The organism is Candidatus Zymogenus saltonus (genome assembly GCA_016929395.1).
GTDB lineage: Bacteria > Desulfobacterota > Zymogenia > Zymogenales > Zymogenaceae > Zymogenus > Zymogenus saltonus.
In genome coordinates this window covers 16,265-28,384 of sequence record JAFGIX010000055.1, presented here as the reverse complement: position 1 = coordinate 28,384, position 12,120 = coordinate 16,265, and the positions used below count along the sequence as shown (strand labels likewise).

Annotated in this window: 12 protein-coding genes and 1 riboswitch; of the genes, 7 read left to right on the top strand and 5 right to left on the bottom strand. The window is 53.8% G+C overall.

Annotated elements, in window-relative coordinates; translation table 11 throughout:
• Positions 1-22: 22 nt before the first annotated feature.
• The 5 genes from ftsZ to JW984_11350 all read left to right on the top strand — a co-directional run bounded on the left by ftsZ (position 23) and on the right by JW984_11350 (position 6,950).
• On the top strand, positions 23-1,183 hold the full coding sequence (gene ftsZ / locus JW984_11370; GenBank protein ID MBN1573785.1) for a cell division protein FtsZ: 1,161 nt from the start codon (positions 23-25) through the stop codon (positions 1,181-1,183).
• A 38-nt stretch (positions 1,184-1,221) separates the two neighbouring features.
• The gene (locus JW984_11365) at positions 1,222-2,913 is read left to right on the top strand and encodes a radical SAM protein (GenBank protein MBN1573784.1); all 1,692 of its coding nucleotides are present in this window, start codon (positions 1,222-1,224) and stop codon (positions 2,911-2,913) included.
• Positions 2,914-2,991: 78 nt separating this feature from the next.
• Positions 2,992-3,786, top strand: a complete 795-nt coding sequence (locus tag JW984_11360; protein MBN1573783.1) for a hypothetical protein — start codon at positions 2,992-2,994, stop codon at positions 3,784-3,786.
• Positions 3,783-5,060 (top strand): tetratricopeptide repeat protein, encoded by a 1,278-nt coding sequence (locus JW984_11355; GenBank protein MBN1573782.1) that lies wholly within the window; start codon positions 3,783-3,785, stop codon positions 5,058-5,060. The genes JW984_11360 and JW984_11355 overlap by 4 nt, the downstream gene beginning before the upstream one ends.
• Positions 5,061-5,327: 267 nt before the next feature.
• Positions 5,328-6,950, top strand: coding sequence for a hypothetical protein (locus JW984_11350; GenBank protein ID MBN1573781.1), 1,623 nt, complete (start codon positions 5,328-5,330; stop codon positions 6,948-6,950).
• A 79-nt stretch (positions 6,951-7,029) separates the two neighbouring features.
• Here the strand turns inward: JW984_11350 and JW984_11345 are convergent, their stop codons facing one another.
• The 5 genes from JW984_11345 to JW984_11325 all read right to left on the bottom strand — a co-directional run bounded on the left by JW984_11345 (position 7,030) and on the right by JW984_11325 (position 10,234).
• The gene (locus tag JW984_11345) at positions 7,030-7,605 is read right to left on the bottom strand and encodes a periplasmic heavy metal sensor (protein MBN1573780.1); all 576 of its coding nucleotides are present in this window, start codon (positions 7,603-7,605) and stop codon (positions 7,030-7,032) included.
• 111 nt (positions 7,606-7,716) lie between these two features.
• Positions 7,717-8,040 (bottom strand): hypothetical protein, encoded by a 324-nt coding sequence (locus tag JW984_11340; protein ID MBN1573779.1) that lies wholly within the window; start codon positions 8,038-8,040, stop codon positions 7,717-7,719.
• A gap of 76 nt (positions 8,041-8,116) precedes the next feature.
• A complete protein-coding gene (locus JW984_11335; GenBank protein ID MBN1573778.1) occupies positions 8,117-8,827 on the bottom strand; it encodes a Spy/CpxP family protein refolding chaperone in 711 nt (236 codons plus the stop codon).
• On the bottom strand, positions 8,820-9,371 hold the full coding sequence (locus JW984_11330) for a zf-HC2 domain-containing protein (protein MBN1573777.1): 552 nt from the start codon (positions 9,369-9,371) through the stop codon (positions 8,820-8,822). Before JW984_11330 ends, JW984_11335 begins: the two co-directional genes overlap by 8 nt.
• Before the next feature lie 296 nt (positions 9,372-9,667).
• Positions 9,668-10,234, bottom strand: a complete 567-nt coding sequence (locus JW984_11325; GenBank protein ID MBN1573776.1) for an RNA polymerase sigma factor — start codon at positions 10,232-10,234, stop codon at positions 9,668-9,670.
• A 197-nt stretch (positions 10,235-10,431) separates the two neighbouring features.
• On the opposite strand from JW984_11325, the gene JW984_11320 reads away from it, so the two are divergent.
• Together JW984_11320 and JW984_11315 are read left to right on the top strand one after the other, a co-directional pair.
• Complete coding sequence (locus tag JW984_11320) at positions 10,432-11,190, top strand: DUF1571 domain-containing protein (protein ID MBN1573775.1); 759 nt, start codon at positions 10,432-10,434, stop codon at positions 11,188-11,190.
• A gap of 422 nt (positions 11,191-11,612) precedes the next feature.
• Positions 11,613-11,765, top strand: coding sequence for a hypothetical protein (locus tag JW984_11315; GenBank protein MBN1573774.1), 153 nt, complete (start codon positions 11,613-11,615; stop codon positions 11,763-11,765).
• Positions 11,724-11,857, top strand: a riboswitch (cobalamin riboswitch). It overlaps the preceding gene by 42 nt.
• Positions 11,858-12,120 lie beyond the last annotated feature (263 nt).

Below are 12,120 nucleotides of genomic sequence, written 5' to 3'. Positions count from 1 at the left end.
GGAGTTGGTGAAACCAATGGATATGTTCGAGTTAATGGAAAATCTCCAGGGCGGCGCCCGCATAAAGGTCATAGGAATCGGCGGCGGCGGCGGGAACGCCGTGGACAACATGGTCCAGATGGGACTTATCGGAGTCGACTTCATCTGTGCCAACACCGACTCCCAGGCGCTGAACGCATCGGTGGCTCCCCTGAAGCTTCAGATAGGCTCGAAGCTGACCAGGGGGCTCGGGACGGGGGCTGATCCTGAGATCGGAAGGAAGGCGGCGGAGGAGGACAGGGAGAAGATCAGAAAGGCGCTCGCCGGGGCCAACATGGTCTTCATCACGGCCGGGATGGGGGGCGGCACGGGAACCGGCGGGGCCCCGGTGTGCGCAGAGGTGGCAAGGGAGGTCGGGGCGCTCTCCGTGGCGGTCGTCACGAAGCCCTTTCACTTCGAGAACAAGAAGAGGATGAAACAGGCCGAGGCGGGAATCGAGGAGCTCGAGCAGTATGTCGATACCCTTATCTGTATCCCGAACCAGAGGCTCTTGGAGATAACCGGAAGGCAGGAGACGCTGATTACGGCCTTCAAGAGGGCCGACGAGATACTCTACTGCGCCGTCAGGGGGATATCCGACCTGATAAACATCAGGGGCCTTATCAACCTCGACTTCTCGGACGTGAAGACGATCATGGAGGAGACCGGGATGGCCATCATGGGGACCGGAAAGGCTGAGGGGAAAGAAAAGGGGGTCGAGGCGGCGAAGAGAGCGGTAACCAGCCCGCTCTTGGAAAATATCTCCATCAGCGGCGCCAGGGGAGTCCTGGTAAACCTCACGGGTGGAGAAGACCTCTCGATGGAGGATGTCGAGGGAGCAATGTCGTTCATTCAGGGCGAGGCCCACGAAGATGCAAACATCATCTTCGGAGCCGTCATAGACAACAAGATGAAGGAAGAATTCATGGTGACGGTAATCGCCACCGGCTTTGCGAAGGGGGAGAGGAGGCTCAGCCGGGAATTGGTGCGCATAGCACCCCTCAATACGTCCATAGCGGAAGAAAAGGGCCTCGATACGCCCACCTTCATAAGGAAAGAGAGGGAGGAGCTGGCTCTCCAGAAGGTCACGAGGGGAGTCCGTGTGCCGAACGACGAGGATTCCGAGTACGACATCCCGACCTTTATGAGGAAAAAGGCGGACTGATATAGTACACAGATGGAGAGGCTGGGATTAAAAATCTCGTGTCACGACGATACGAAAGATACCTCAGGGAGCTTTACGGCGAGGAGATAAACCTCACGGGCGGGGGCGGAGACGGGGGACTCTCCGTCTGTATCGTCTACCCGAACCGCTATCGCGTGGCGATGAGCAACCTCGGTTTCCTCTCGGTCTACAGGGTCGCCCGGGATACCTTCGGGGTAAGCGCAGAGCGGGCGACGCTCCCCGACCCGGAGCACGAGGCGGAGATTCAAAGAAAGGGAAAATCGATCCTCTCGATCGAGTCCCTAAGACCGTTAAGACAGTTTGACGCACTCCTTTTTTCAATATCCTTTGAAAACGATTTCATAAACCTCCTGAAAATCTTGAAACTCTCGGACATTTCCATCCGCTCCGAGGAGAGAGGCGGGGACTCCCCGATAGTCGCGGCCGGAGGGGCGGCGGTGATGATAAACCCGGAGGCACTCTCCCCCTTCGTCGACTTTTTTGCCCTGGGAGACGGCGAGGAGCTTGCGGAGGAGATACTCACCATTCTGTTCGACCTGAAGATGTCGGGCGGACCAAAAGACGAGATAATGGACAAGGTCTCCTCGATCCCCGGGGTATACGTCCCCCGCCGCTTCGAGGCCAGATACGACCGCAAGGGGAGGGTGGAGAGCTTTAAAAACGTCGCCGGAGGAAGCGACCGTGTGGTCGTGAGGAAGATGGACAGCCTCTCTTCGGGGAAGTTTTCGTCGTCGGTCGTCACGCCGAACACCGAGTTCTCAAACATGTTTCTGGTGGAGATGGGAAGGGGCTGCCCCTTCTCCTGCGCCTTCTGCATAGCGGACTCCGTCTACGCCCCGGTGAGGATGAGGGGGGGCGGGGAGATAATCGAGGAGATAAGGAGAGGCATGAATCTCACCGGAAAGGGGGGGCTATTGGGCCCGGCGGTCTCCAGCCACCCCGATCTCCTTACCGTCCTCGAAAGGATAAGGGAGCTTGGGGGGAGCGTGGGGATTCCATCCATGAGGGGCGAGATGTTGACCGACGACCAGATAGGATGCCTGAAGGAGTTGGGGGTCAAGACGATAACCGTGGCCCCTGAGGCGGGAAACGAGGGGCTGAGAAAGGCCATTGGGAAGGGGATCGACGACGACCGGTTCTTCGACCTGGTGAAAAGGAGCGTTGCCGCCGGCATTTTCAACGTCCGCCTCTATTTCTTGGTGGGTCTCCCGGGGGAGACCGACGATGATGTCTCGTCGGTGGCCGAGTTCGCAAAGAGGGTCAGGCACATAGTGATAAGCACAGGCAAAAGCACTGGAAGGGCCGGGAGGGTCACGGTGTCGATCACCCCCATTGTCCCGAAGCCGCACACCCCCCTGATGTGGATGGGGATGGAGGAGCCGGGGGCCTTAAACGGAAAGATAAAGAAGATCACGAAGACATTGAAAAAGGCGGGGGGGATAACCGTCGTTTCGGAGCCTCCCAACTGGTCGTACGTTCAGGCGCTTATCTCCAGAGGGGACAGGAGGGTCGCAGATATAGTGGAGGGGGCGCTCCACAAGGGCGAGGACTGGAAGGGGGCAATGAGGGAGTCGTCAATCAACCCCGACTTCTACGTCCTCAGGGAGCGGGACGAGGACGAGATATTTCCGTGGGACTTTCTCGACTACGGGATCGACAAGAAGGCTCTATATGGGAGGTATCTCAAGATAAGATCAAAGGTGAAATAGAAAGAGCATTGTTGGCGGGGCGATATCGAAGTTAAGACCATGTTGACTTTCGACTTCTTTTCTGGTATCTTCAAATTTATGAACATAAATAAGGACAGAGGGGAGTTGAGAAAGGAGATATGGCGGCGCGCCCTGGACAACATGACGTTCGGGGCGGACAAGCGGGACGTCGTCTTTAAGTCTCTTCTCCTCTCCTTTTTCGCAATGATCTTTACTATACCCTATTTTTACTATCTCTTCGTTGCCGTTCCGGCTGAAATCGGATCACAAAAAAATCAGGGCGTCTGGTTGTTTCTGGTCATTGAGCTTTTGATGCTTTTTATCCTCCTCTTTCTCTCTTCCGTGATAGGCCTCTCGTTCTCAAAGAGGTACGATCTCCCCGGATTTGGAGATGTGAAAAAGTTTTTGAAATCGATTCCGATCCTCTTTGTGATAGGGATCGTCATGATAGCCGTCTCTTTTTATTTTTTCGACCGCTTCTACTTCGAGATCTCCCCCCAGTCGTATCCGGGAGAGTACAAGTATCTCTTTACCCTGCCGTTCAAGGGCGCCCTCATGGACGAGATTATCCTGAGGCTCGGCATGACGACCATCGCGGTGGGGTTGTTGAGACACAAGGAGGCCGGGGTGGTCCTCGTCTCGGCCCTCTCCGCCTTTATGGTCATCAAATACAACGAGTTTGTGGGCATCCCCCTTCAATTCGATTACCTCTTTATAAGCCAGCTATTTTTTTCCTTCTGCGCAAATTTTCTTTTGGGCTACCTCTTCGTCAGGTACGGCCTCCTCTTCGCGATGGGTTTGAAGTTCGTCTTCGGGCTTAAATACATTGTGGTCACCCTGCTCCTTGGCACGGTGGGATGGGGAGTTATATGAAAAGGGTGAGATTCCGGCCGTTCGCCACTAATAGATCTGTCGGGGCGATTGTCGCCCTTGTCGCCTCCGCCGTCGTCGCGTTCTCGCCCGGGGGCGCCGCGGCGGAAGAGGAGTGGCTGAGAAGAGAGCTCCTTTCGGGGATTAACCGGATATACAATCTGGATATTGTGGGTGGGGAGAGGGTCTTTTTGGGTATCTCAAAAAAGGCGCCCGAAAACCCCGCCCCGTGGATATATCGGGCCATGGCACGGATGTCCTATCCGCCGAGGGACGGCGACAAGTTCGACTCGAAGGAGGGGGACATCTTGAAGCTTCTTGATACGGGGATTGCTCTTTCGGAGAAGTCCATCGAAGGGCTAAAGGGGGAGGATCTGGGGAGGGCAAAGCTCCTTATGGCCACGGCCCACGCCCTCAAGGCCGAGCTTTTTTTGAGACAGAAACGGTACCTCAAGTCGGTGGAGTACGGCTTTCGGTCGGTGAAGTATCTTGACGAGGCCCGCGAAATCTCCCCAAACGACCCCGATATCCTTTACGCCGTGGGGCTTTTGAAGTACGGCTCCGCCAACGTCCCAAACGTGTTGAGGCCGTTTCTCTCCCTGGTCGAGCTGAGGCCGGACAAGGAGCTCGGCCTCTCCTACATCAGGATGGGAGCCGAGAGGGGCATCTACTCCGCAGGGGGGGCCAAGTTTTTCCTCATGCTTATATCGGTAAGTGAGCTGGAGGACTACAAGACCGCGGCGAAGCTCGGGAAGGAGCTTGTTGGAAGATACCCGAACAACCCGGAGGTCTACTTTCCCTACGCCTACGCCCTCTCGGAGATCGGGGACTATGAGGGCGCATTTATGGTGGTGGATGAGTTCAAGGCGAAGGCAAGGGCGGCGACTCCCTACTTCGACGACGCCCAGAAGGGGAGGCTTCACCACCTCGTGGGAAAGGTATTGATGGATTTGGGAAGGCTTGATGAGGCTGGGGACGAGCTTGAAAAGGCGCTTGTCGTTACCGACGGCAACTATGATTGGGTGCGCCCCCTGGCGCTGGCCAGGCTCGGCATGATCCACGACCTCAGGGGAGAGAGGGAGGAGGCGCTGAAGAGGTACAGAGAGGCGGTCGACACGGGGATTGAGGGAGCGGGCAAGGCCCTCGCCGAGAAGTATATGAAGGAACCTTACTCCAAGGAGGGAGTCAAGGGAGGCGAAAAGCCTGACGTTAAAGAGAAGGGCGGCGGGGCGAGCTCAGGGCCTTTCAAGAGCGGCAAGGGGAGGTCCGGCTTTTGATTGAGGCCAGGCGGATATTAGGTATGTAGTCGCTCTTTTGTCGTGGCGCAATCGCGACGGGTTGGGTCTATTTCGTCGAGGATCGGATCGCCGGCGGAGAATGTCGTTTAAGCCGGTCTTGACAAATATCGAGATTCTGTTATCCTCGAACCAATCGTTTGTATTTCAGGGACGGGGATAAATATAGAAACCTCAATACCTTTTTTAGATGAGGTATGCAGAAATCGGATTGATTACAACTTTTGAAACATTTTAGAGGGCGTCAGTATGCAGCGTTTAAGTTACGATCCAAAACATCCCAGGTATACAATCTTCGACGTGGAGTTTTCGATCGAGATATTTACCTACGAAAACGTATACGGGCTTGACCCCGACAGGAGCGAGCTGAAGGTAGAGGGGGATAAGGCGATCCTTACCGCCCGGGGGTTGACCTGGGCCGGGGGGGTGGAGAAGTGCGACGGCGGGGCGATGCTCCTTGTGGAGAAGCTCGACTCCGACTCCCCAAGGCTGAGGTTCAAGGTGGAGGCGGCGTTCAAAGACAAGCTCAGGGCGGTTAAGGTCATTATCTACGGCCTTAAGGGGGAGGACGTGACAAGCGACCACTCCGAGAAGCTCCCCTTCCCTTGGGGGGGCCTCACCTTCGATTACCCCCGCTGGGATTACGAGTACAAGCTGAAGATGCCGATTGTCTTTTTGAGGGACGGGAATACATATACCTACTTCGCCGCGAAGGACGAAGCGGTCTCCCCGAAGCGCTTCTCCTTTATCCCCAAAGAGGACGGGACGGGCGCCGTGGACGTGGAGCTGATTTACGAGGCTACGGCCAACGAGGCCTCAGAGATGATCGACACAGCACCCTGGGAGATGGGGACTACGAAAGACACTTCGGCCGAGGCGTCGAAATTCCTCGACTGGATTGCCGTGACGTACGGCTTTTCGACCTACGAGACGAGGGGCGACGTCCCGGCCTGGTTTAGAGACGTCAGCCTTGTCCTCTCCATCCACGGGATGCACTTTACCGGATATATTTTTAATACCTACAAGGAGATGCTGAACGTCATAAAGTGGTTTGCAAAGAGGATGGAAGGGAAGAGGCTCCTCGCATATCTGCCCGGATGGGAGGGCCGCTACTACTGGCAGTACGGCGATTACCGCCCCGAGCCGAGGCTGGGGGGCGTCGAGGACTTCAAGAGGCTCGTCGAGGGGGTGAGGGAGCTGGGCGTCAGATTAATGCCGATGTTCGGGGCGAACTGTACGAACAGAGAGCACCCCGATTTCCCGGACTACGGGCCGATCTCCCTCCTCCACGACGCCTCCGGTACCCAATTTTTGGGAAACCGCCCCGACTGGAGCACCGACAGGTCGTACGACCCCGGCTGGCAGATATGGCTCAACCCGGCGGCCCCGGCGTGGCAGGAGAAGCTGATCGAGTCGCTCACCTCAATAATAGACGGCTACGGCATTGACGCGATATTTCTGGACACCCACGACACCTGGACGAACGATCCCTATTATCAAGTATACGAGGGGTGGAAGGTTATCAAGGCGGAGCTCAAGTCGAATCGGCCGGAGCTGCTCGTCGCCGGGGAGCTCTGGTACGACGCGCTCTTGGGCATCACGCCCCTGACCCAGTGGGGCGGGCCGGCCCACTGGCCCGGGATCTTCGAGAAGTATGCCCGCTCGACTCCGCATCTCTGTTACCCCTCCCCGTGCCGGGGGAGCACCGGGGTGCACGAGTTCGGCTACGGCCCCTTCGCTATGCCGACCTTGACCAAGGAGCAGATTCCGATGGTTACGATCGTTGACGGAACGGTGGCCGCGGCCCCGGACAGGCTTATGGAATACGTAAAGCTGGCTGAAGATTACGCCGAGGGCTTTTTGGACAAATAGGAGATGATTGGATAAAGATATTTAAAAAAAGGGGGGCCGGAAAAACGGCCCCCTATATAAAACGTCGTGGTTGATCGGCTTACCAGCGGTAGAATCCACCTCCGCCGGAACCGCCTTTACCACCACGTCCCTTGCCGTAGTATCCCATTCCATGGCCCATCCCCGGGCCCATGCCGTAGCCAGGGCCTATGCCGAAGCCACGTCCGCAAAACGCGTAAGGATTGGCCTCGAGCTGCTCCTTGGTCAGTAATTTCCGGGCGCTGTCCCTGAATTTCTTCTTAAGATCATATTCCTTGTCCCTGAGATCCCTGATCTCCTTTTCAACCCTGTCGATTTTATTGAGATCGGGCTTGTCGGCCTGATAGAGCGTCATGAGCTCGATACGCTTCAGCTGCATCTCCGTTCTTATCTTTGATTTATCTGTGACGTCCTTTCTCATAAGGTCGGAGAGCTTTTTCTGCTGATCTTCGGTCAGCTTAAGGGCCGAGTTGTATCCCCACAGGCATTCGCCGGGACCGTATCCGGGCCCGTATCCGGGACCGTAAAAGGGACGGGTCGGAGGTGCGGCCTCATCGGTCTGTGTGAATGCCGAGACCGCAAATATCAGCATCGCCGCGGCAAAAACCGCAGCTCCTATTGTTAATCCTCTTTTCATATCTTTTCTCCTTTTTTTCGGTTTAGGTTTTTTACGCTTGGTATACCAAAGAAAGCAAATATAAATAGAAACTCGGGCTTTGTCCTCGTTTGTTTTTTCGGTGCTCTGATTCTACTTAGAGCCCCCCTTGCCCTTGGACTTATTGACGCCTGAATTATTGCCGCTGCTGCCTCCATTGCCGTTGCCGCCCCTGTGTCTGTTTCCGTTTCCGGTGTTCGCGCTGCCGGAAGCATCGGTATTGGCATTGCTGTTAAGCCCGCCTCCCGTCGTGCAGTTAGATCCGTCCCGGAGACGCTGGCGGCTGGTGTTTTGGCTCTGCAACTTGTCGCTCACCTCCGCCCTTGCCGATCCGCTCCACCAGCTCGTGCCGAGGGAGCCGAAGGCGAAGACGGCAACTAATATTGTCAGCAGCTTTATTGCTTTTCTAATTCTCATTCTGATTGTTTCTCCTTATTGTTTAAGCCCGCTTCATTTGTCTCCAGATAAATTGTGAAAATATTTAGCAAGGCTCTTATTTCTCTATATCTTTGGGTTCACCGCCGTCGATCTCCTTTTCTCCCGGTTCGCTAACTTCGGACTGCGGCGGCTCTTTGACCTGGAGTTCGTCATCTCCCCACTTTTTTGTCTTATTCTTACTCCAGCCCCGTCGATGGCTTCTATCGCCCTTCCAATTTTTGTTATCGTACCTCTTGCCTTCGAAGCCGGGGGAATACTTGCTCCCTGGACGCATATATTTCTCTATGTGGCTGTCCAGCAGTTTGACCTGATCCGGAGTGAGGACCCCTCTTACCGATATGATCTTTCTGACGAAAATCTTTTCCATATCGAGCTCCAGGGCCGATATCTCGGCGATCTTCTTGTCTATCTCCTCGAGGTTCGGGTCCTCCTTGTTGATGAGGGTGAACAGCTCTTTCCTGTTGTCGGATATCGTTCTTCTGCAGGCTTCGAGTTTTTCGTTGTTCTCTTCGAGAATCTTATTTATATCCTCTTTCTGTTGGTCGGTTATTTTGCACTCGCTCTCGAACCATTTCGGCAGCCCCGGCGGCCCCGATCCGGGCCGTCCCGGCAGATGACGCTCCGGGCGGGGCTCCGGCGGTCGTAATCTAGGGCCTATGCGCTCCGATCCCTTTTCAGAAATCCCCCGATACAGGAACATGCCGAAGAGCCCCACGTTAATTCCGAGGGATACTACGAGGATGGTAATCAATGCTTTTTTATTCATCTGTATCCTCCGTTTCGCTTGCGAAGTATAAGCTTGTCAGTGAATCGCCGTTGGAATATGAGATCTTTTCAATCATGTAATCGAGGGAGGAGTCGGAGGAGGAATCGCCGTTCACGTATATGGCGGTGTTGGACGATCCCGGCGTAAGTATCCCCGAAAAGATGCCTATAAATATCCCGACCGCGGCGGCGATCGCGTAGGAGAAGGAGGGACGAGACATAGGTCTGATCCCCCACCACGGGAACAGCCTCTTGATCGGGTGTAATACCCCTTCATTTTCGAGCGATCTGATCTCTCTCGCCACGGAAGCCGAGATGTCGTATCTGTCCGGAATAGTAACGGGTTTAAGGGCGCCGGCGACCCCCGACATAAGGACCTTTTCCTGATCAAGCGCCTCCCTGCAGGGAGTGCACTCTTTGATGTGGTCTTGGAGCTTTTTTTCCCTCTTCGGATCGAGCTCCCCATCGAGGTACGGCCCGAAGAGCGCCTCGGCCCACCTGTGGGCCCCTTTTTCTCCCTTTATTGTCTTCTTGTATAGTCTCATAATATCGCCCTGAATTTATATAAGAGCGTCATGGCCCATTAGTAGTTTTTTGTATCCCGTTATTTTGTCGGATAATCTCATAATACTGTCCTCTCACCTATATAAACAGCCATCCTTAAAGAATCATGCGGAAAATATTCGGTCGATCGAAAATTATCCCTCAAATATGATTCTCCCAAGTCTTGGATTCTTGAAAAACATTTCCGCTCATGTCCCCAATAGTAGTTATATAAAACACCGTTTCCTCCCTTCCCCCCTATCCAAGTAATAAACCTTCGACAAATCTCCCCTCAAGGTCAGGCGAACATCTCACCAGTGATTCCCCTCTTTTTCAGCTCCGCCTTGAGCTTTGCCTTTGCCCTTATAAGGAGCGACTCCACGCCGGCCACACTTCGTCCGGTGGTCTTGGAGATTTCGGCGTAGCTTATCCCCTGGGTGTATTTAAGGATAATAACAGAGCGCTCAGCGGGATTGAGCCTTAACAGCGCCTCCCTTATGGTCTGAGAGGTTTCAGCCGCCATCGTCTCCGTCTCGGGATCGATCCCCTCGTAGTCCGGGGGGTCGACCCCGTCTTCGTTATCTAAGGATCTTGTGTCGGGCCTCTTCTTTGCGATGAGCTCGTTGATGGCGAGGTTGTGGGCCACCCTGAACAGGTAGGTCGTAAACTTCGCCTCCGGCTTGTACCTGTCCCTGGCCTTGTAGATCTTGAGGAAGACCTCCTGGGCGAGCTCCGCGGCGGTATCGAGATTTCCCGAGTAGCGTAAAAAATAGTTTATCAGTCCGCTCTGGTGCCTCTTGACGATAACGTCAAAGGCGGACTTGTCCCCCTCGGCCGCGGCCGCCATTGCCTCGAAGTCGGACATCTCCCCTTTTTGAGCGTTTATATCCACTATATTATTTTAACACTATTTAAGGCAAAATCCTTCGGATTTTGTTATTTTATCCGTCGGCAATAAACTAAAAAACGAAAAAATTTCCACAACTGGATGGAAAAGACTATTTTTATGTGATATTATTATCTGCTTGAAATCTTTTTTTAAGTTTGATGTTGGAGGCAGGTGTGAACAAAAAGAAAGCCCACCCATTTGTAAAGGAGATAACCTTTCTCGGCATTATTGTGTCGTTCTTGTTATTGTTTCCGTTATCCCTCTTCGCACAGGGAGAGGCGGACTTCCCCGAGAGGGCTGTCGAAGAGCTGAAGAAGTGTCAGGAGAGGGCAAATGCGCTTAACGAATACACGCTGACCCTTATAAAGCAGGAAAGGATAAGGGGAAAGCTCAATCCGGCCCAGAATATCTACGTCAAGTGGAAAAAGCCGTTGATGATCTATCTGAAGATCAACAGCGGCAATGACAGCGGGAGGGAGATAATCTACGTAAGGGGCAAAAACAACGACAAGATGATAGTAAGCCCGGGCGGGATTCTCGGGGCTATAACGATCAAAATCTCTCCTGAAAGCCGCATGGCAATGAGAAACAACCGCCACAGCGTGGCCGAGGCCGGAATGGCGTCAACAATGAGGAGGATAAACACTACGATAAAAGAGGACATGAAAAAGCCGAATCACAAGATCCGCCTTACATACGTCGGCGAGGAGATGTACGGCGATACCGAGACGGTTCACGTCAGGGTGGAAAACAGCAGCTACGCGGCCAGGACCGAGATATATATCTACAAAAGTTCTCGCTTGATCTACGCCCTCTTCTCCTACGACGAGAAGGGGGGTCTCATCGAGTCGTATATATATAAAGATATAAAGACCGATGTCGATCTCACGGACAAGGACTTCGATCCGAAAAATAAGGAGTACAAATTTTAGCGTGTGCCGGGCAAATATCGTTTTTCCCGGGTTACAAGTATATTTATATTGACAAAAAAAATTAAAAATATATAATTCGTTACCATACAAATCTGTTCTTTGAATTTTTGTTTTTGGGATCGGCGATCTTGTTTCGCGGCGGGGGGTCGGCAATTTTTGGTTGTTGGGATTGGAGGTAACTGTTCAACGTGGGTTGGCAAATTTCGGTTGGGGAGTTGGAGAGAACAATCTGGTGTGGGTCGGCAAATTTCGGTTGGGGAGTTGGGGGGAACAATCTGGTATGGGTCGGCAAATTTTGCTTGTCGGGGTTGGAGGTAACTATCTATCATGGGTCGGCAAATCTTGCTTGATGAGTTGGAGGCAGCTGTTCAGCATGGGTCGGCAGATTTTGCTTGTCGGGGGGTGGTGATTATTGGGAAGGATTGGTAGTTATCGGGAGGGAGTGGCGGTTTTTGGGGGAGATTGGGGGATGGTGGGGTATTAATGTATGTTGCAAACTCCGGGAATTCAACGGCGCCGTGAAGCTCGATCTCAGGGAAGACGGTGGAAAACCGTCGCTGCCCCGCAACTGTTAGCGGGGAGTTCCAATAATCGGCCTAGGCTGTCGGCGGCAATCTTTGCCCGCCTATATAGTATGGCCGTATTAACTCCCCCAAGCCAGGAACCTGACCGATTCCCGATAGGATTTAAGCGTGTCTCATCAAGGCCGATGGAGGAAACGGTTCATTTTAAATCAACTCCCGGTGATATTGGGACACGCCCGTCTTCCGAGGGGGGGACGGCCTCAAGAATCGAAGCCGAGCCGTGAACCGATCTATGGAGCTAAAGGTTGAATAGGATCGGTACATTGCCGCCCGGTATGATCACATTTGATCCTCGTTTGATATTCGCCAATCTGTATTCGATTTTTACCCCGACCCTCTCCGGTCG

Coding starts and splice junctions, on each gene's coding strand:
- ftsZ (MBN1573785.1), top strand. CDS start 23: ATGTTCGAGTTAATGGAAAATCTCCAGGGCGGCGCCCGCATAAAGGTC.
- JW984_11360 (MBN1573783.1), top strand. CDS start 2,992: ATGAACATAAATAAGGACAGAGGGGAGTTGAGAAAGGAGATATGGCGG.
- JW984_11355 (MBN1573782.1), top strand. CDS start 3,783: ATGAAAAGGGTGAGATTCCGGCCGTTCGCCACTAATAGATCTGTCGGG.
- JW984_11350 (MBN1573781.1), top strand. CDS start 5,328: ATGCAGCGTTTAAGTTACGATCCAAAACATCCCAGGTATACAATCTTC.
- JW984_11345 (MBN1573780.1), bottom strand. CDS start 7,605: ATGAAAAGAGGATTAACAATAGGAGCTGCGGTTTTTGCCGCGGCGATG.
- JW984_11340 (MBN1573779.1), bottom strand. CDS start 8,040: ATGAGAATTAGAAAAGCAATAAAGCTGCTGACAATATTAGTTGCCGTC.
- JW984_11335 (MBN1573778.1), bottom strand. CDS start 8,827: ATGAATAAAAAAGCATTGATTACCATCCTCGTAGTATCCCTCGGAATT.
- JW984_11330 (MBN1573777.1), bottom strand. CDS start 9,371: ATGAGACTATACAAGAAGACAATAAAGGGAGAAAAAGGGGCCCACAGG.
- JW984_11325 (MBN1573776.1), bottom strand. CDS start 10,234: ATGTCCGACTTCGAGGCAATGGCGGCCGCGGCCGAGGGGGACAAGTCC.